This is a genomic window from Pseudarthrobacter sp. NIBRBAC000502771, assembly GCF_006517215.1.
GTDB lineage: Bacteria > Actinomycetota > Actinomycetes > Actinomycetales > Micrococcaceae > Arthrobacter > Arthrobacter niigatensis.
On record NZ_CP041187.1, the window covers coordinates 4,032,174 to 4,050,479 of the forward strand.

Annotated in this window: 18 protein-coding genes and 3 tRNA genes; 5 read left to right on the forward strand and 16 right to left on the reverse strand. The window is 67.5% G+C overall.

Translation table 11 applies throughout. From position 1 onward, the window contains the following. The first annotated feature begins 369 nt into the window (after positions 1 to 369). Positions 370 to 972 carry a M23 family metallopeptidase gene (locus NIBR502771_RS18795; protein ID WP_141161030.1) on the forward strand — a complete coding sequence of 201 codons (603 nt, stop codon included), beginning with the start codon at positions 370 to 372 and terminating at the stop codon, positions 970 to 972. Positions 973 to 1,038: 66 nt separating this feature from the next. On the opposite strand, the gene NIBR502771_RS18800 is transcribed toward NIBR502771_RS18795, so the two are convergent. The 6 genes from NIBR502771_RS18800 to NIBR502771_RS18825 all read right to left on the reverse strand — a co-directional run bounded on the left by NIBR502771_RS18800 (position 1,039) and on the right by NIBR502771_RS18825 (position 6,314). Then, positions 1,039 to 2,229 (reverse strand): acyl-CoA dehydrogenase family protein, encoded by a 1,191-nt coding sequence (locus NIBR502771_RS18800; RefSeq protein ID WP_141161031.1) that lies wholly within the window; start codon positions 2,227 to 2,229, stop codon positions 1,039 to 1,041. A gap of 138 nt (positions 2,230 to 2,367) precedes the next feature. Then, positions 2,368 to 2,441: transfer RNA gene (locus tag NIBR502771_RS18805), tRNA-Ile, on the reverse strand. 74 nt (positions 2,442 to 2,515) lie between these two features. Next, positions 2,516 to 3,712, reverse strand: a complete 1,197-nt coding sequence (locus tag NIBR502771_RS18810; protein ID WP_141161032.1) for a glycosyltransferase — start codon at positions 3,710 to 3,712, stop codon at positions 2,516 to 2,518. A gap of 117 nt (positions 3,713 to 3,829) precedes the next feature. Continuing rightward, complete coding sequence (locus tag NIBR502771_RS18815; protein WP_141161033.1) at positions 3,830 to 4,738, reverse strand: DMT family transporter; 909 nt, start codon at positions 4,736 to 4,738, stop codon at positions 3,830 to 3,832. After that, the gene (locus tag NIBR502771_RS18820) at positions 4,738 to 5,361 is read right to left on the reverse strand and encodes a CDP-alcohol phosphatidyltransferase family protein (RefSeq protein WP_141161034.1); all 624 of its coding nucleotides are present in this window, start codon (positions 5,359 to 5,361) and stop codon (positions 4,738 to 4,740) included. The genes NIBR502771_RS18815 and NIBR502771_RS18820 overlap by 1 nt, the downstream gene beginning before the upstream one ends. Positions 5,362 to 5,462: 101 nt before the next feature. Continuing rightward, the gene (locus tag NIBR502771_RS18825) at positions 5,463 to 6,314 is read right to left on the reverse strand and encodes a phage holin family protein (RefSeq protein ID WP_141161035.1); all 852 of its coding nucleotides are present in this window, start codon (positions 6,312 to 6,314) and stop codon (positions 5,463 to 5,465) included. Positions 6,315 to 6,492: 178 nt separating this feature from the next. Here NIBR502771_RS18825 and NIBR502771_RS18830 point away from each other — a divergent pair, with 178 nt between their 5' ends. From NIBR502771_RS18830 to NIBR502771_RS18840, 3 genes are all read left to right on the forward strand, one after another. After that, on the forward strand, positions 6,493 to 7,716 hold the full coding sequence (locus tag NIBR502771_RS18830) for a multidrug effflux MFS transporter (protein WP_141161036.1): 1,224 nt from the start codon (positions 6,493 to 6,495) through the stop codon (positions 7,714 to 7,716). Positions 7,717 to 7,774: 58 nt separating this feature from the next. Further along, positions 7,775 to 7,954 (forward strand): glycine zipper 2TM domain-containing protein, encoded by a 180-nt coding sequence (locus NIBR502771_RS18835; RefSeq protein ID WP_141161037.1) that lies wholly within the window; start codon positions 7,775 to 7,777, stop codon positions 7,952 to 7,954. Positions 7,955 to 8,033: 79 nt separating this feature from the next. Further along, complete coding sequence (locus tag NIBR502771_RS18840; protein ID WP_141161038.1) at positions 8,034 to 8,441, forward strand: hypothetical protein; 408 nt, start codon at positions 8,034 to 8,036, stop codon at positions 8,439 to 8,441. A gap of 67 nt (positions 8,442 to 8,508) precedes the next feature. Here the strand turns inward: NIBR502771_RS18840 and NIBR502771_RS18845 are convergent. From NIBR502771_RS18845 to dusB, 10 genes are all read right to left on the reverse strand, one after another. Continuing rightward, positions 8,509 to 8,581: transfer RNA gene (locus tag NIBR502771_RS18845), tRNA-Asn, on the reverse strand. Between the two features lie 122 nt (positions 8,582 to 8,703). Next, positions 8,704 to 8,776: transfer RNA gene (locus NIBR502771_RS18850), tRNA-Asn, on the reverse strand. 92 nt (positions 8,777 to 8,868) lie between these two features. Next, positions 8,869 to 10,812, reverse strand: a complete 1,944-nt coding sequence (dnaG, locus tag NIBR502771_RS18855; RefSeq protein WP_141161039.1) for a DNA primase — start codon at positions 10,810 to 10,812, stop codon at positions 8,869 to 8,871. 28 nt (positions 10,813 to 10,840) lie between these two features. Then, on the reverse strand, positions 10,841 to 11,101 hold the full coding sequence (locus tag NIBR502771_RS18860; RefSeq protein ID WP_141161040.1) for a ferredoxin: 261 nt from the start codon (positions 11,099 to 11,101) through the stop codon (positions 10,841 to 10,843). Beyond that, positions 11,098 to 12,366, reverse strand: coding sequence for an NADH-ubiquinone oxidoreductase-F iron-sulfur binding region domain-containing protein (locus tag NIBR502771_RS18865; protein WP_246839736.1), 1,269 nt, complete (start codon positions 12,364 to 12,366; stop codon positions 11,098 to 11,100). The genes NIBR502771_RS18860 and NIBR502771_RS18865 overlap by 4 nt, the downstream gene beginning before the upstream one ends. Beyond that, complete coding sequence (locus NIBR502771_RS18870) at positions 12,363 to 12,920, reverse strand: ferric reductase-like transmembrane domain-containing protein (protein WP_246839737.1); 558 nt, start codon at positions 12,918 to 12,920, stop codon at positions 12,363 to 12,365. Before NIBR502771_RS18870 ends, NIBR502771_RS18865 begins: the two co-directional genes overlap by 4 nt. Continuing rightward, positions 12,913 to 13,998 (reverse strand): FAD:protein FMN transferase, encoded by a 1,086-nt coding sequence (locus NIBR502771_RS18875; RefSeq protein ID WP_141161042.1) that lies wholly within the window; start codon positions 13,996 to 13,998, stop codon positions 12,913 to 12,915. The genes NIBR502771_RS18870 and NIBR502771_RS18875 overlap by 8 nt, the downstream gene beginning before the upstream one ends. Position 13,999: 1 nt before the next feature. After that, positions 14,000 to 14,311 carry a hypothetical protein gene (locus NIBR502771_RS18880; RefSeq protein ID WP_141161043.1) on the reverse strand — a complete coding sequence of 104 codons (312 nt, stop codon included), beginning with the start codon at positions 14,309 to 14,311 and terminating at the stop codon, positions 14,000 to 14,002. Between the two features lie 113 nt (positions 14,312 to 14,424). Beyond that, the gene (locus NIBR502771_RS18885) at positions 14,425 to 15,744 is read right to left on the reverse strand and encodes a deoxyguanosinetriphosphate triphosphohydrolase (protein ID WP_370871401.1); all 1,320 of its coding nucleotides are present in this window, start codon (positions 15,742 to 15,744) and stop codon (positions 14,425 to 14,427) included. Beyond that, complete coding sequence (gene dusB / locus NIBR502771_RS18890) at positions 15,737 to 16,915, reverse strand: tRNA dihydrouridine synthase DusB (RefSeq protein ID WP_141161044.1); 1,179 nt, start codon at positions 16,913 to 16,915, stop codon at positions 15,737 to 15,739. The genes NIBR502771_RS18885 and dusB overlap by 8 nt, the downstream gene beginning before the upstream one ends. Before the next feature lie 133 nt (positions 16,916 to 17,048). On the opposite strand from dusB, the gene NIBR502771_RS18895 reads away from it, so the two are divergent. Next, entirely contained in the window at positions 17,049 to 18,269 is a 1,221-nt protein-coding gene (locus tag NIBR502771_RS18895; protein ID WP_141161045.1) for a globin domain-containing protein, read from the forward strand. Positions 18,270 to 18,306 lie beyond the last annotated feature (37 nt).

Below are 18,306 nucleotides of genomic sequence, written 5' to 3' on the forward strand. Positions count from 1 at the left end.
GATCAGCGTGGCCCGGGCGGGCCGTGCTCCTGGCATCCACCGCCCTTCCCATCAGGACCAAAGCCTGACCGCAGGAAGCGCGGTCCTCCGTGGACAACGCCGGAGCGTTGTCTGCCGGAAGGCCGGATGCGCGTAGTCAGCCGCCGCTCCCCCACACTCCTGAATGAGATGTGCCGACGCCGTCCGGGCAGGGCGGTGCACCGATGGGGTGGACCACTGGGACGGAAAGCGTTGAGGGCGCAGCAAACTGCTCCACCAAGTGTACTACAGGCGGCCCCGACCGCCGGACACTGCGCGCTGAACGGCCCGTTGTCCACATAGCCGGATTCTGCCCTGCCGCCTACGGGCCAGGGCGGGCATTCTGGTCGCATGAAGACACCAGTCCTGCTGGCGGCAATCCTCCTGCTGCCGGCCTCCGTCGCCTCCGTGGGCACCGGCGTCCCGCTCGCACCGATCACCGCCGGCGCCACGGCCCGGGCAGCGGGTCCGGGCCAGGAGGCCGGTCCGGGCCAGGCAGGAATGCCGACGACGGCGGCCCGGCCAGGTGCCCGGGCGTCCTGGCAGTGGCCGCTGGCTCCGCGGCCCGGGGTACTCCGCGGATTTGATCCCCCACCGAAACCGTGGCTCAGCGGACACCGGGGCGTGGATCTCGGCACTGCCGGGGCCGGAACCGAGGTCCACGCCCCGGCCGCGGGAACGGTCAGCTTCGCCGGCGTGGTGGTGGACCGGCCCGTGATCACCATCGACCATGGCGGGGGCCTGCGCAGCAGTTTCGAACCGGTGGAAAGCACGCTGCCGCAGGGCGCCGCCGTGGCTGCGGGCCAGGTGATTGGCACTGTACTGCCGGGGCATTGCCCGCCGGCGCAGTGCCTCCATTGGGGAGTCCGGGACGGTGGGGACTACGTCAATCCCCTGCAGTTCGTCCTGGACCTGCGGCCATCCATTTTGCTGCCACTCGCGGGTGGACCATGACCACTAAACGCAGGCATGGATCCGGAGCATCAGCCGATCGGGCAACTGGCCGTGGGAGCGCCCCGCCTAGACGATGGCCGAGATGCCGGTGATGGCGCGGCCCGTCACCAGGGTGTTGATTTCGGCCGTGCCCTCGTAGGAGTAGATGGCTTCGGCGTCGGCGAAGATCTTGGCCATCCCGTAGTCGGTCACGATGCCGTTTCCGCCGAGGATGCTGCGGCCCAGCGCCACGCTCTCCCGCATGCGGTCGGTGGCGAACGCCTTGGCCAGCGCGGACTGCTCATCCTTGGCTTCCCCGGCATCCTCCAGCTGCGACAGCCGGACCATCATGCCCATGGAGCTGACGGTATTGCCCAGGATCCGGACCAGCTGGTCCTGGATGAGCTGGAAGGAGGCCAGGGGACGGCCGAACTGCCGGCGCTCCACGGCGTAGCGCCGGGCCACATCGAAGGCGGCCATCTGGAGCCCCACGGCCTGCCAGGCAACCGACAGGCGGGTGACCTTGAGTACCTTGTTGACGTCGCGGAAGCTGTTGGCATTGGCGAGCTTGAAGTGATCCGGGACCACCACGTCCTGCAGGACGATGTCGGCATTCTGGACAGTCCGGAGGGAAATCTTGTTCTCGATCTTTGTTGCGCTGTATCCGGCCAGCGTGGTGTCCACCAGGAAGCCCTTGACCTGGTTGTCCGCCACGTCGCGGGCGTACACCACCACCCAATCGGAGAAGGTCGCGTTGCCGATCCACCGCTTTGCGCCGTTGAGGATCCAGTTGCCGCCGTCCCTGCGCGCTGTGGTGCGCGTTCCGCCGGCCACGTCACTGCCCCCAAGCGGCTCGGTCAGGCCGAACGCGCCGATCTTCTTCAGTGCGTAGATGTCGGGGAGCCATTCATCTTTCTGCTCCTGGGACGCCAGCAACTCGATGGAACCGGTGAAGAGCCCGTCGTGCACCCCCAGGAAGGTGGCGATGGAGGCGTCGGCCCGGGTGGCTTCGGCGTGCAGCATGCCGGCGAAGAGGTTGGAGTACCCCTGCCGCCGGACCGGGCTGACCAGGTCCAGCCCGGCAAGCTTCGGCACCAGGTCCATGGGGAACTCTCCGCGGTTCCAGCAGTCCACGGCAATGGGCTTGACCTCGCGGTCCAGGAACCCGCGGACTTCGGCGAGCCGGTCCTGCTCCTTGCCGGAGAGAAGCTGCTCGAACGCGAAGAAGTCGCCGTCGGCGTAGGGAAGCTCGGGAAAGTCGGCTGTGGAGGTGGCCATGGTTACCTTCTTGGGTGATCAGCGCTGACCATGCCGCGGAACGGAGCACGGTATGTTACTGGTCAGTAACATACCGCAGGGTGTGGGGTTAACCAAGAAAACCGCGGCCAACAGAAATTGTCGGCCGCGGTCTATGGGTAGGGCTACTCGGACTTGAACCGAGGACCTTAGGATTATGAGTCCCGCGCTCTAACCAGCTGAGCTATAGCCCCCTGCCCCGGGGAGCGGGCGGTGGACCGCCGTGCTCCGGCAGGGCAAAAACACTCTAGCAAACACGGGAAAGGGTTCAGACCACTTTGTCCTCGTAGGACGCGCCGCGGTACAGGTCCTCGAAGGTCTGCAGCGTGCCCTGGATGCTGTGGGGTTCCACCATCTGCCGGCTTGCCCGGCCCATGGCGTGTTGTTCCTCCTTGGGCAGTTCCAGGACCTGGGTGATCTTCTTGGCAAGGTCGTCGCTGTCGTTGGGCGTGAACAGGTAGCCGTTCTCGCCGTCGCGGACCAGGTGGGGCAGCGCCATGGCGTCGGCCAGGACCACGGGTGTTGACGCGGACATCGCTTCCAGGGTCACCAGCGACTGCAGCTCCGCGGTTCCGGGCATGCAGAACAGGTCGGCGCGGATATAGGCGGTCCGCAGTTCCTCGTCGCTGGCCAGGCCCAGGAATTTGACCCGCCCGGTGAGCCCGAGCCGGCGCACCAGGTCCTCCAGGGCAGACCGCACTTCGCCGCCGCCCACGATCTCCAGGTGCACGTTCAGCTCCGGCGGCGTCTTGCCGATGGCCTCGATCAGGACGTCCACGTGCTTTTCCTCGGCGAGGCGGCCGGCGAACAGGACGGTGGGGTGCGGGTGCGGCTCGATGTGCTCGCCGGGCTTCAGTTCGTAGGCGGCGGAGTCGATGCCGTTGGACAACGGCAGGACTTTGCGCAGGAACGCGTGCTCGTGCATGGCCCGGGCGGCAAGCGGGGTGGGGGTGGTGACGACGTCGGCCTGGCCCATGACCTTGCCCATGTCCTTCCAGGAGACCCGCCCGATGATGTCCTTGAACCACTGCGGGAACGGCAGGAAGGGGTTGAGGTTCTCGGGCATGAAGTGGTTGGTGGCGATAATGCGGACGCCACGTTTCACGGCCTCATACAGCACATGCTCGCCAATCATGTAGTGGCTCTGGATGTGCACAACGTCCGGGTTGACCCGGTCGAAGAGGAGGCTGATTTCCTTCTTGATTTCCCAGGGGAAGCAGAGGCGGAAGCTCTCGTGCGTGAATGCCTTGTGCGAGCGGAGCCGGTGAACCGTGGCTTCCTCGCGGAACTCGGTGAAGCTCTTTCCCTTGCTGTCGCGGGAAGCCAGGACATGGACGTTGTGGCCCCGGGCCGTCATCCCCTTGGCCAGCCGGTATCCGAACTGGGCAGCACCGTTCACGTCCGGCGGATAGGTGTCTGCGGCGATCAGGATGGTCAGGGGTCGCTGGTCGGCTGGCGTGGTCATGGGGAGTACTCCTGATGGTCACGGTGCGGACAGCGTGGAACTGACAGCACGGTTGGCCGCTGGCGCAGGGGGCGCCGGGCTTCGTGGAATTGCTGGTGACGTTGGACTGGAAGTGAACTAGTGGGTGGGCCTTCCGGAAGCCTTCCGCGCGTCCTTCTTGCGCTTGGTAACTTCCGGGTGGTGCCGGGAAAGGGCGATGACTCCAACGATAGCAAGGCAGGCCGCCGTTCCCATTGCAATGGCCATGACCGCATGGACGTCGGGCCGCAGTTCACCCAGGATGATGATGCCGATGGCAATGCCCACCATGGGGTCAACCACCGTTAGTCCGGCGATCACCAGGTCCGGCGGCCCCGTGGAGTAGGCGCTCTGCACGAACCATGACCCCAGGCCGCCGGCCGCGATGATGGCCACCACGGAATACCACTGGACGTTCAGCAGGAAGAGCCCATTCGGGTCCAAAAGGTGCTTGCCGATGATCCGGGTGAGCACCGCCACGAAACCGAACAGGATGCCGGCGCCGAGGATATAGATGAACGCGTTCATCCGGTGCCTGAACATCACGGCCAGCGTGCCGAACAGCCCCACCGCCAGGGCCAGGAGCAGCACGATGGTGAGCTCGTCTTCCGGGCTGACATGGTGGTTCTCCTGGGTCACGTTGACCGCCAGGAGGACGAACAGCGCGGACCCAGTGACGCACGCGGCGATGGAGACCGCCGTGGCACGGTTGATCGTCAGGTCCTGGTCCCTGGCGTTGACCACTGTGGTGATCACCAGGGCAATGGCACCAATGGGCTGGATCACGGTAAGCGGCGCGGAGACCAGGGCTACGGCATTCATGGCCATGCCGGTGCACAACAGCAGGAGCCCCAGCATCCACCGGGGGTTGCGCAGGAGGCGCAGGAAACCGTTCGAACTGAGGGCCAGGCCACCGGTGTCGGCCTTGACCGCGCTCCCCTGGCGCTGGGCACCCAGGGCAAGGCAGAAGGCGCCAAGCACCGCCAGGCCGACGGCAAGCCACACCATCAGCTGTTCCCGCCGTCGTGCTGTTGTTGTTCCCGGCCCTTGCGCAGCATGGCCCAAAAGTAGTTGTACGCGGCAATCCAGTGGCCGACCAGGCCCAGGCCCAGCACCACCCAGGCGGCGGTGAGGAGGGTGGCGGACATGACGGTATCCAGGCGGGATAGGAGCAGCAGGGGCGTGCCCAGCAGCAGCAGCCCGGTCCGTACCTTGCCCACCACGCTGACCGGGAGGTCCGGGTGTCCGTGGAAAAGGGAGAGCGTCAATACCAGCAGGACGGCATCGGGAACCACGAGTGCCGCCAGGTAAAGCCAATGCACGACGCCGGCAATCACCAGGGTGAAGGCCACCGCCAGCAGGGCCAGGCGGTCGGCAATGGGGTCAAGGACCCGGCCGAGCTTGGAGGCTTGGTCGAACCGGCGGGCGATGTAGCCGTCGATCCAGTCCGTCCCGGCCATGACAGCCAGGACAGCCACGCCGGCCCCGTATTCCTTCTGGGCCAGCACAAGCCAGATGAAGAGCGGAACGCCCATGAACCGCACCACGGTGAGCAGGTTGGGGATGGTGGCCACGCGGTCATGGTCCACCTGGGGACGGCCGGGGCGGGCGCCTGCACCAATGAACTTCACCCGTCCCCTCTCCTTCCTGCAGCGCCGCGGCGCGGTCTTTCGGTTGTGCCTTTACAGGCGGAAACAGCGTCCGCCGGAATCTTGCGTGGCGGAACGGGGACCTAGTTGGCGCGGAAGAGCCTGCGCAGGAGGACCACCAGGACCGTGCCTGCCGCGACGAAGGCGGCCAGCGGCTTCCAGCGCCTGGACAGGTCGGCGGAGCCGGATACTGCCGCGAACCGCTGCCCCGCCGATTCCATGCCGTGCCGCGCCAGCACCTGGCCCTCGCGCGCCTTGACCTGGGCGGCGGCGAGCAGGTAGCGGGCCTGGGTCTTCACATCCAGCTCCGTGCCGAGTTCGTCCCGGACCTCGGTGAGGTGGTGGCGGCGCTGGCCCAGGCGCCGCACCAGATCTGCTTCGGACGCGTGCGGGAATTCCTGCGCGTGCTGGGCGGCCTTGGCTTCCTTCTCCGCCTTTGCCTTGGCGGCTGCGTCGGCCTTGGCGGCCTTGGCAGCCTTGGCCTCGGGGCTCTCCGGGTCAAGGATGGCCGGGTTGAAGGCCGAGCCCTCGCGGGCCACCCCGATATCGTGCCTGATGCCGCGGATGGTCTCTTCCGGCATCAGCGGCATGGCCTTCTTGAACCTCGCGAGGCCAACCAGGCCGCCGATGAGGGCTATCAGCAGGAAAGCGGCGGAGACCAGCAGGGCTGCCAGCCAGGCGGGCATGATGGTGGCCAGGCCCATGATGGCCGCAACGATCAGTCCAACCACCAGGAATGCGAGGAAGAGCAGCGCGACGGCGAAGAAGGCCGCGGCCACCCCCACCTGGATTCCCTTGCGCTTGAGTTCGATCTTGGCGAAGGCGATCTCGTCATTGAGCTGGCGGGGGGCCAACCGGAAAAGGAGTCTTGCCGTCCCGGGCAGCGCAGTGATACGCAATCCCGGGCTGGTACGCCCGCTGTGACGTCCGCTCATCGGTTCCGCCTTACTGGTTCATGGGTCGATACTGCATCCGTTGGGTGTGGAATGTGCAGCCGCACAGTCCACGCCACCAAAACTACCATTCAGGTTCAGGGCGAACTTGGGGGCTTGCCGGTGGGCGCGGCCTACAACGCTGCAAAAACCGGCATGCGCGGGCCTAGGATTGTACTCCGTGACCAATCCCCCCAATCCGGGCGACCTGCTGAGCCGCCGCCGGAAGCTCCTGTACATCCTCCTGTTGGGCGCCCTGACCGCCCTTGGTCCATTTACCATCGACCTCTACCTGCCCGCCTTTCCGGCGCTGGAGGCAAGCCTGGGGGTGACGGAGGCCCAGGTTCAGCTCACCCTGGCCGGCACCACGGTCGGATTCGCGTTCGGGCAACTGGTGGTTGGCCCCTTCAGCGACAAGTTCGGCCGCCGGACCCCGCTGATCCTGGCCACGGCACTGCACATCGCGGCATCGCTGGGCGCCGCAGTATCCGCGGACATCGCCGCGCTGGGGATCTTCCGCGTGCTGATGGGGGTTGGCGCGGCCGGCGGCGGCGTGGTGGCCATGGCCATGGTCCGCGACCTGTTTTCCGGCTACGCCATGGTGCGCATGTTCTCCAGGATGTCCCTGGTCAACGGGCTGGCGCCCATCCTTGCCCCGGTCATCGGCTCACAGCTTCTGCTGGTGATGCCATGGCCGGGCATCTTCGTGTTCCTGGCAGCATACGGAACCCTCGTGGTTGTCGCCGCGCTCCTCCTGGTGCGCGAAACGCTGCCTCCGGAAAAACGCGGGCGGACCGGCATGACAGCCCGGCAACGCTACAAAGCGCTGTTCAGCGACCGGATCTTCGTGGGGCTGCTGATGGTTGCGGGATTCAACTTCGGCGGCCTGTTCACCTACCTTTCGGCCTCGCCATTCCTGTTCCAGGACGTCTTCGGGTTTTCAGCCCAGCAGTACGGCCTGCTGTTTGGCATCAACTCCCTGGGCATCGTGGCCGGCGTGCAGACCAGTGCGCGGCTCATCCGGATCGTCCCGCCACAGTGGATCCTGGCCGGCGCCACGGCGTGGATGTTCCTGATGGCCATGTTGATCGTGGTCTTTGACCGCGCCGGCCTGGGACTGTGGGGCGTCATGGTCCCGCTGTGGTTCTACATCCTGGGCACCGGTTTCATGTTCCCCTGCGTCCAGGTGCTCGCCCTGGCCGGACACGCGGCCCAGGCGGGAACGGCAGCGTCGCTGCTGGGTGCCGCGACGTTCCTGATGGCCGGGCTCATTTCCCCGGTGGTGGGCTGGCTCGGCATCACCAGCGCCGCGCCCATGGGCGGGGTGCAGGCAGCCTGCATCCTCCTGGCGGCCGCCGCACTGTGGCTGGTGGTCCGGCCGCGCACGGTACCCTCGATCCACTGAGCCAGGCCATCATCAGGGGCGCATGCCAGCCCCTTTGCCTCCAATCGAAAGGCAGCCCGTGAGCCGCAAACCGCACCGTAACGGACGGGGACTGTTCCTCGGGGCGGTGCTCGGCGCCGTCGTCGGCTACTTCGCCGGCCGTCTCCTGGGAAACCCGGGCTGGGGCATCATCCTGGGGACGCTGGCAGGCGCCGCGCTCCTGTACCGGGTCAACCCGGGCTCCCGCCGGCGCCGCTGACTTCCCGGCACTGATTGTTATGGCCGGTCCGGTGCGGCATTCCCTGCCGTCCGGGTCCCTCCCGCGATAAAATGATGCCGTGCCCAACTGGCAGAACCAACCGCCACTTCCGGCCACATGGCAACGGTGCGACGCCCGGATCCTGCCACTGTGGTGGGAGCGGCTGTGTGCGCAGGCAGGCCAGCAGTCGGCGGCCCTGTACGCTGCGGGACTGTTCACCGAAGACCGGCGCCGGCCCATCGCCCAATGGTTCAATCCCGCCTTCAACGCGGCCTTGCTGGTGGCGCCGGAAACCTCCCCGGAATGGCCGGTGCAGCGCTTCGGAATCTTCTACGCTCCCCCGGACGCCGGCTTCGTGAGGATCCACTCCGCGCCGCACGAATGGAACCCCCGCGAGCCCCGGAAGTCGCCGACCGAGAAGGAAGCCTTCCAGGCGGCCATCGCCGAAGCCGAAAGGTTCCTGCAGGTGGAAATGGACTTCGTCTGACCACTGCAGCACCGCATAAGAAAATCCCCGCTCCTCCAACCGGAGGAACGGGGATTTTTTCGTTGCGCTCCTCCTGCTGGACTTGAACCAGCAACCCTTCGATTAACAGTCGAATGCTCTGCCAATTGAGCTAAGGAGGAATGAAGCAGGTATGACATTAGCAAAGGATTCCGGCACAGGGAAATCGGCAGTTCCCCAGGCCCAGCCTGCCTTGCGGGGAAACAAAAATCCCCGTTCCGGAAGCCGGAACGGGGATTGGAAGCTCCTCCTGCTGGACTTGAACCAGCAACCCTTCGATTAACAGTCGAATGCTCTGCCAATTGAGCTAAGGAGGAATGAAGCGGGTACCAGCCTAGCAAACACCCGGCGGGGAAACGAAATCGGACCGCCGTGACTTGGCCCACCCCGGGTCCGCGGCCCGGCCCCCCTACGCCTCGGCCCGCAGGGCCCGGCGTTCCATTTCCAGCATCATCAGTTCCCGGTTGAGCCGCTGGTAGGTTTCCGGCTCCGCCGCCGCGTCAAGGCGCTGCAACTGGCCCATTTTGTCAGCCTTGATCCGGGTGATCTGCAGTTCGAACAGCCGGGACAGAATGTCGCGGCAGTACTTCAGGACCGCTTCCTCGGTATGGGCCGGCAGGGGCACCACGGCGAGTTCCGACACCAGCGGCCGGAGGGGCTCTGGAACCGCGTGCATCACGTGTTCCACCCAGCGCACCGGATCAACGGTCAGGCCGGGGCCCGTGGCACGCATGGCATCGTGGACGGCCTGGAAGGCAGGGATGGCGAACCGGGCAGCGGCAAAGCGGTCCCACACCCCGCCCGCCAGCAGCGCAGGCTGCTGCAGCGCCACCTCCAGCGCCTGCCGCTCCATGGAGGCCACGGGATCGCGGGGTTCCGGCCGGTGGAAGGACGGGACAACGCCCGACGACGGCCCGGCAGCTACGCCCGGCGCCCCGGGCTGGGCGGGAGCCGGGCGGGAGGGACCGCCTGGCTGCGGCTGGCCCGGAACCGGGGACCGTCCCGGGTCGCCACGCTTTCCGGCGTTCTTCACTTCTGCGTTGACCATGCGCAGGACCTCGTTGGGGTCCGGCATGCCCAGCCAGCCGGTCAACGCCTGGCAGTAACCCGTCCGGGTGGAGGCATCCCGGATGGCGGCCACCACCGGCACGGAAGCCTTGAGGCCCTGCACGCGGCCCTCAACGGTATCGAGGTTGAACTGCTTCAAGGTGCTGCGGATGGCGAATTCGAACAGCGGCCGGCGGGACTGGATCAGGGCGTGCACCGCGTCATCCCCGCGGCTGAGGCGCAGGTCGCAGGGATCGGCGCCTGTGGGTTCCACGGCCACGTAGGTCTGGGCGGTGAAGCGCTGGTCCTCTTCGAAGGCCCGCAGGGCGGCCTTCTGCCCGGCGGCGTCGCCGTCGAAGGTGAACACCACTTCTCCCCCGGTGCCGTCGTCGGACAAAAGCCGGCGGGCGATCTTGATGTGTTCGGTGCCGAACGCCGTGCCGCAGGTGGCCACCGCCGTCGTGATCCCGGCGAGGTGGCACGCCATGACGTCCGTGTAGCCCTCCACCACCACCAACTGCCGGTCCTTGGCAATGCTGCGTTTGGCGAGGTCGATGCCGTAGAGGACCTGTGACTTCTTGTAGAGGGTGGTCTCCGGGGTGTTGAGGTACTTGGGGCCTTGGTCGTCCTCATACAGCTTGCGCGCGCCGAAGCCGATGGTGTCGCCGGCCATGTCCTTGATGGGCCAGATGAGGCGGCCGCGGAAACGGTCGTAGATGCCCCGGTTTCCTTCGCTGAACATGCCGGTCAGCTTGAGCTCGGCGTCGGTGAAGCCGCGGCCGCGGAGGTGCTTCAGCAGCGCATCCCACCCTTGGGGTGCATAACCGCAGCCAAAGTGTTCCGCGGCGGCCCGGTCGAAGCCGCGGCCAAACAGGAAGTTGCGGGCCGTGGCGGCGCCGGGGGTGAGCATTTGGGCCCGGAAGAATTCGTCCGCGATCTTATGTGCGTCCAGCAGCCGCTGGCGCCGGCCCACTTCCTCACGGTTGGGGCCGGTGCCGCCGTCCTCGTAGCGCAACTCGTAGCCGATCCGGGATGCAAGCTTCTCCACGGCTTCCTGGAAGGAGCTGTGGTCCTGCTTCTGGACGAAGGCGATGACGTCGCCGTCCTCGCCGCAGCCGAAGCAGTGGTAGCGGCCTACCTGGGGACGGACGGTGAAGGACGGCGAGCGCTCGTCGTGGAAGGGGCACAGGCCCTTGAAGGTTCCCAGCCCCGCACCCTTGAGCGTGACGTAGCCGTCAACCACTTCCTTGATGTCCGTGCGCTGGCGTACTTCGTCGATATCTTCACGTTTAATCAGCCCAGCCACACAGCAATCTTAGTGTCACCGCCCGGCTTCACGTCCCCGGCGCCCGCTTCTGTGGTTCCGGAGCCTTTCCCTCCAGCAGGCTCAGCGCCAGCTTGGGGCACAGGATGACGGCCTCCTGCGCGGCTTCCCGGTCGGCATCACGCAGCGGAACATCTGTCCGGTCCCGGCCCACCTTCCCCCGTGCCACCGGGTACCCCCAGTCATCCCGGTCCAGTACGCCGGGAAGCAGTTCGACACACAGGCCGCGGCCGTCGCAGCTGGTCCAGTCGATGTGCAGGTGGGTTTTCATGCCGCTGCTCCTCCCGGGCCCGTGCAGTAGCCGGAAAGGTGGGCGCGGAAGTCGCCGGCGAAGACCTCCAGGGCGCTGCCGACCAGGCCGGCGGTCCCCTCCGGGTGCCGGCACGCGCCACGTCCCGAAACCAGCTTCCCCAGCCGGTCAAGCTCGGAAGCAAGCCGGTGATTGGTTTCCCCGCCGGCGATCCGGTTCAGGATGGACGCCATGGCCGGCAGCCCGAACATGCAGGGTCCGCATTGCCGGGCGGATTGGTCGGCCAGGTAGCCCACGATCCTGGCAGTGGCCTGGATGCCGCACGCCTGCAGGTCCAGGGCATGGATCACGCCTGCTCCCAGCCGGACGGTCCGGCCGGGCAGCCCCGCTGGAGAGAGCGCGTGCGCGGCGGGCCGCACCCACCGCCCGTGATAGCCACCCACCAGGACGGCGGACAGGGCGGCAGGATCCATCCCGGCCTCCTGCAGGACCGCCGAAAGTTGTGCACCGCCGGGCACTTCCAGCACGACGTCCGGTACCGGGGCAGGGCCGGAAACGGACACGAGCCGGGTGCCGGGGTCAGCCGGTGTCCCCGCCTGGCGGAACCACGGCGCTCCGTAACGGGCAATCAGGGCAACCTGGGCAAGGGTTTCGACGTTGACCACCAGCGTGGGCCGGCCGTTGAGGCCGGATTCGCTGAGGCGGGGCCGCTGGTCCGTGGGGATGGCGCTGCCGTTGGCAATCATGTTGACGACGGCGCTCGACTCACCGGAGATGAAGGTTTCGGGAGCCTGGACCATGCGGATCCGCTTGCCCCGGGGACGTTCGCCGACGGCCTGTTCCACGCGGGGAAGACTGGCCGCAGGCGCGTACATGTACATACTTGCGCCGCCCAGTGCTTCGGCCAGGGCAACGAGCCCGTCGATGACCAGGTGGGGTGCATGGGCCAGGAGGGTCCGGTCCTTGAAGCTCAGGGGTTCGCCTTCTGCACCGTTCGCAATCACCACAGGCCTGGCCGCAAACATGCCTTTCCGTCCGGACCCTGCAGCGGCACTGGCTTTGCGCCAGGTTTCGAACGCGGCGCCGCCCCGCCCGGTGAGCCCGGCTGCGGCAAGCGTGTCCAGCAGCCCGGGTCCGGCAGCCTGCGCTTCCCAGGGCCCAAACGCCTCAAGATGCTGGGACCAGCCTGCGCCTGGGCCTGCGGCCAGGAGCCGCGGCTGCTGCCGCAGGCTGTCCTGTTCCGCGTGGAGCGGCACCGGCTGGTGGGTGTCATGGGGGTGGGTCACAGGACGCGTCCTTGCCTGGCGTGGGAGGTTTCGAGGAAGGAAGGGCTCAGGCGCCACAGCAGGGCCGCCGCTACGGCGACCGCTGACGCGACGGCCAGCAGGAGGAACCATCCGCTGGAGACGTCGGTGCCGTTGCCGAGGGCGTGCGCCATGGCGACCGGCCAGACGCCGTAGCTGAGCCAGTGCACGGCCTTGAAGCTGCGCTGCCCGATCCGGTGCCTCAGCAGGCCCGTCACCACCACCGCGAGGACGAGGTCCAGGGCCACCGTCCCCAGTCCCTGCCAAAACGGCTGGTACGAGCCCAGGAACGGGACGACGACGTCCACCGGGTTCAGCTTGGCAAACGAGTCCAGGAGCAGGGATCCCACGTGCAGCCCCAGGAACACCGTGGCGAGCAGCGCTATGTTCCGGTGCAGGAGGCTGATGGAGAACCGGGGCAGCACCAGCAGCGGGCGGCCGGACCTGTTGAGGATCCCCAGCAGCACGGACACGGTGAATAGTGCCAGGGACACGAAGCCGCTGACCCGCCCGAACGCCCACATTGCTTCATCCACGGCGGCCACCCCCGGCATGGGAGCTTCCGCCGGCGGCCAGGGAAGGGCTGCCGTTGTCGGCAGGCCAGTCCCCGGTGGTGACCACCCTGCCCCGGCTGTCCACCAGGCGGGCAGCTATGCCTTCGGCCCGGAACCAGTCCACGGCAGCGAAGCCGCGGACGACTGCCGCCGTGCTGAACGCGTTCGCTTCCAGGCAGGTGGGGGCGGCAACGGTCACCGACCGCCAGACCGGCTCGGCCGGCAGGCCAAAACGGGGGTCAAGGATGTGGTGCACCTCGGTCCCCTGGTGCTTCCAGCGGCGCTTTTGCGTACTGGATGTGGCCAGGGCAAAGCCCGGGGCCAGGGAGACCTGCTGGCAGGGGTCGGCAGGAAGGTCCTGCACCATGACCTGCCACTGGCCGGGCCCGCTGTCCTCCCGCGGCCCCGGGCCTGCGCTGGCCAGGTCGCCGCCCAGGTTGATGAGCACCCCGCAACCCAGTGCCTGGTGCACGGCGGCAGCGGCGAGGTCGGCTGCGACTGCCTTCGCTGTTGCTCCCAGGTCCAGCCGGAGGCCGGCCGGGAGGGTCAGGGTCGAGGCGTCGAGGTTCAGGCGGGTCCAGCCGGGTGCCCGCGGTACCGAAGGCCGCCGGGGAGGTGCGGGCTGCAGCGGCACCGGGATGCTGGTGAGCCCGGGCCTCTGCCATTCCGGGCCATGGCCCAAGGCGGCCAGCTCAGCTCCGAGGGTGGGGTCCACATCGCCGCCGGTGAGCCGGGCCGCCTCCAGTGCGCGCTCGAGCAGAAGCCGGAACAGGGGGCTGACGCCTACGCCCTGCGACATCCGGGACTGGACCATCATCAGTTCGGAGTCTTCCCGGAAGCGGCTGCAGGCGAGGTCGATTGCCGCTACAACGCCGCGGACGGCCTCTTCGGCGGCGGCGAGCAGTTCTGGATCGGTGACGGTGACCGATGCCTCAAGTTCCCAGACAGTCCAGCTGGCCCGTGCTGTGTTGTCCGGCGACGCAGTGTTGCTCGCATGCGAAGGTTGTTCGGCGGTCCAGGTGCCGGCTGCGCCGGGAGCGGCCCTGCCGGAGCCTGCCATGTCAGGACCCCGATGACCGGCCATGGACGGTACTGCCTTTTCCCGGCTGGACCGGCGTGGTGCTGCCGGAACTGCCGTAGGTTTTCGAGCGGCGTGAGGTGTTGTTCTTGGTGGTCCCGCGGTTATCGTCGTCAGATTTGGGCGTGCTTGACTGTGTGGTGCTGGTGTCGGTGGCGGGAGTGGTCCTGGCGATCACGGAGGGCGTTGCGGCGTAGACGGCGGATGCCGCGACCCCGGCGGCGGCGAAGCTGCCAACGCCCACGGCCGCGGTGATCCCGGTGGCAAGGCGCTTGCCCCTGCTGCGAGTACTCATGACCAGCTCCCGTTCCTAGCGGCCTGTCTTTCCTCCCATGGTGCGCCTCCTTCCTGTGAAGATGCTTTAAGGAAGCTGTTGATCGCAGGGACGTCCGGCCGCACCAGGGCTGGTCACCAGAGCGAGGGCAGGCTTCCCACCAGGCGCTCGTACATGGCCAGCGCGGAGCCGTCCGTCAGGGACGCCACCTGGTCGATGACGACGCGCAGGCGCGCGCCGTCGTCGTCCGCCGCCCGCCAGTCTGCCGCGAACATCGGCTCCAGGTGCCGGTCCCCCGTAGCGCTGAGGGCGGTGACCAGGGCGTGGAGCACTTCCCGCTGCCGCTCGTAGATGGGCTGCCGGTGCTCGGTGGTCATCACGAACGTGGTGGCCAGGCCCTTCATCACCGCGATTTCCATGACGGTTTCGTCGGGAACCATGAGTTCGGCGTTATAGCGCGTCAGGTTTTCCGGCCCGTAGACGGCACGGGTGGTTTCCAGGGCGCTCTGGCAGAACCGGCCAATCAGCTGGCTGGTCATGTTCTTCAACGCCGCCATCGATTTACGGCTGCCATCGGCCTCCCGCACCCAGACATCCGTGGCCTCCAGCCGGGCCAGTGCGGCATCGATGGCCGCGGGGTCGTTGTGCGGCAGGTACCACTGCTTGGCGTAGCCCACCACGCGGGCGCGGTGGTCCGGGTTGTCCATCCAGCGAAGCTGGAAGTGGCCGGCAACAATCGCGTCCTCCACGTCGTGCACCGAGTATGAGATGTCGTCCGCGAGGTCCATGACTTGGGCTTCCAGGCAGCTCCGGCGTTCCGGGGCGCCTTCGCGGAGCCAGGTGAAGATGGGGAGGTCGTCCTCGTAGGCTCCGAACTTGCTGGTCCGCTGGCCATGGATCACCGGCGCTTCCAGGGCTGACCAGGGGTATTTCGACGCCGCGTCAAGGCTTGCGCGGGTGAGGTTCAGGCCCGCGGGCCGGCCGTCAGCCGTGAGCACCTTGGGCTCGAGCCGGGTGAGCAGGCGGAGGGTCTGGGCGTTGCCCTCGAAGCCGCCGATGGCATGTGCCACCTCGTTCAACGCCGACTCGCCGTTGTGGCCGAAAGGCGGGTGGCCCAGGTCGTGGCTGAGGCAGGCCGTGTCCACCACGTCCGGGTCGCAGCCCAGGGCCCGGCCCAGTTCGCGGCCCACCTGCGCCACTTCCAGGCTGTGCGTAAGGCGGGTGCGCACGAAGTCGTCCGTGTCCGGGGCCACCACCTGGGTTTTCGCGCCCAGCCGGCGCAGCGCGGAGGAATGCAGCACCCTTGCCCTGTCCCGTTCGAAGTCTGAGCGGTACGTGTTCTTGGGCGGCTCCTCCACCCAGCGGGCGGAATCGTGCGTGTCGTAACCGGGCAGCGCCAGGGCCGCGGTGGGGGTTCCCGCGGGCCGGTGCCCGGCAACCGAAGCTTCAGCCACCGGAAACGTCCAGTTCTGCTGCCGCAATGTCCTTGGACTGGTCCTCGTTGAGTGCCCGGGAGTCCAGCCAGTCCTTGGGCAGGGCCGGCCTTTTCGGGGCGCCGGCGCGGCCGCGGGGGCCTTCGGCGTCCACCCCGGGGTAGGGCGAGTCCAGGTCCAGTTCGGCCAGTGTGTCCCGGAGTACCTCCAGGCTGGTCACCAGGGCAAGCCGCGTGCGCAGTTCCCCGCCCACCACGTAGCCCTTGAAGTACCAGGCAATGTGCTTGCGGATCTCACGCAGCGCCTTACCTTCGTCGCCGAAGGTTTCCACCATGAGCTCGGCGTGGCGGTACACGCCTTCGGCCACCTGGCGCAGGTTGGGCCGGTGCCGGACGTCGCTGCCTTCGAACGCGGCCTGCAGGTCACCGAAGAGCCACGGCCGGCCCTGGCAGCCGCGGCCCACCACCACGCCGTCCACGCCGGTTTCGCGGACCATCCGGACGGCGTCCTCGGCGGACCAGATATCGCCATTGCCCAGCACCGGAATGTCGGGCAGCGCCTCGCGGAGCCGGGCGATGGCGGACCAGTCGGCCTTGCCGGAATAGAACTGGGCGGCCGTCCGGCCGTGGAGTGCGACGGCGGCGACACCGGAGTCGCGCGCGATGCGGCCGGCGTCGAGGTACGTCAGGTGGTCATCGTCGATGCCCTTGCGCATTTTGATGGTCAGCGGAACGTTGCCCTTGGAGGCTTCCTTGACGGCGGTCAGCACGATCGAGGTGAAGAGATCGATCTTCCAGGGCAGTGCCGAGCCGCCGCCGCGCCGGGTCACCTTGGGGACAGGGCAGCCGAAGTTGAGGTCGATGTGGTCGGCCCGGTCTTCCTCCACGAGCATCCGCACGGCAGCGCCGACCGTGCCGGGGTCCACGCCGTAGAGCTGGACGGAGCGCACTTTCTCGTCGTCGTCGTGCGAAATGATGCGGAGGGATTCGGGGGTCCGCTCCACCAGCGCACGCGAGGTGACCATCTCCGCCACATACATGCCGCCGCCGTATTCACGGCAGAGCCTGCGGAAGGCGGAGTTGGTGATGCCGGCCATGGGGGCGAGGATCACCGGGGTGTCCACCGTGATGGGTCCCAGCTTTAGGGGCGGGAGTTCCAGCTTGGGGGCGGGAGGAGTTGCAGCAACAGTCACCTGTCCATTGTTGCAAAGCCGGGCAAATCGGTGCTTCCGGCCAGTGCCAAAGTACCTGACCCCCCGTTCCGGCCGGCTGTTAGCGTGGCGCGGGGACGGACCACCAGCCAGGACGCTTCAAGGAGACTTACCCATGCTGTCAGAGACCTCATATCCCGTCATCCAGGCCACCCTTCCCGTGGTGGGCGAACACATCCAGGAAATCGCGTCCCGTTTCTACAAGCACATGTTCGGCGAACACCCCGAGCTGCTCAACGGCCTGTTCAACCGCGGCAACCAGGCAGATGGCCGGCAGCAACAGGCGCTGGCCGGTTCGGTTGCCGCTTTCGCCGGCTTCCTGGTCAACGACCCCACCCACCTGCCGGACCATCTGCTGTCCCGCATTTCGCACAAGCACGTCTCCCTGGGACTGAGTCCTGAGCAATACCAGGTGGTCCACGACAACCTGATGTGGGCCATCGTGGATGTCCTGGGCGACGCCGTGACACCCGAGGTGGCCGCGGCCTGGGACGAGGTCTACTGGCTCATGGCCAACATGCTCATCAACAAGGAACGCGGGCTGTACGACGCCGTCCGGCTCAGCCCGGAAACTGTGTGGCGCACATGGCGGGTGGCCGAAAAGATCCAGGAAACCGAGGACGTTGTCAGTTTCGTGGTGGAGCGGACCGACGAGCGCGAAGTCAAGCCATCGCTGCCGGGACAGTACGTCACCCTCCGGATGCAGATGCCCGACGGCGTCCTGCAGCCCCGCCAGTACAGCCTGACCCAGGCAGACGACGGCCAGCACCGGCGCTTCGCCGTCAAGCGGGTGCGCGCGGAGGGGGCGCCGGACGGCGAAATGTCCAACCTCCTGCACGACCACGTCAAGGTTGGCGACGAGGTCACCCTCTCTGCCCCCTTCGGCGACGTCGTCCTGGAATACACGGACCGGCCCCTGGTGCTGGCGAGCGCGGGAATCGGCATTACGCCCATGGCCGGCATGCTGTCCCACCTGGTCAAGTCCGGGTCCCAGCGGAAGGTCCTGTTCCTGCATGCGGCCGACTCCCCGGCCTCCTTTGCCCTGCGGAACCAGGTGACGGCCGACCTTGCGGCGCTGGCTGACGCCTCCCTCACGTCGTGGTTCCTGGAGCCGGCCGGTGAAGGCTCCTCCGCGGACAGCGACGCCGGTACGGTGCACCCGGGGTTCATGAACGTCAAGGACATCTCGTTGCCGTCCGACGCCGAGTATTACCTTTGCGGTCCCGTGCCCTTCATGCAGGCCGTACGGTCCGCCCTGGTGGGGGCAGGTGTCCGGGCGAAGGACATCCAGTACGAAGTCTTCGGACCGGACCTCTGGCTGGCCGACTACCAGTAGCCGCCTCCAGCGAACGCCGGTCCAGCCCCTGGTCCGC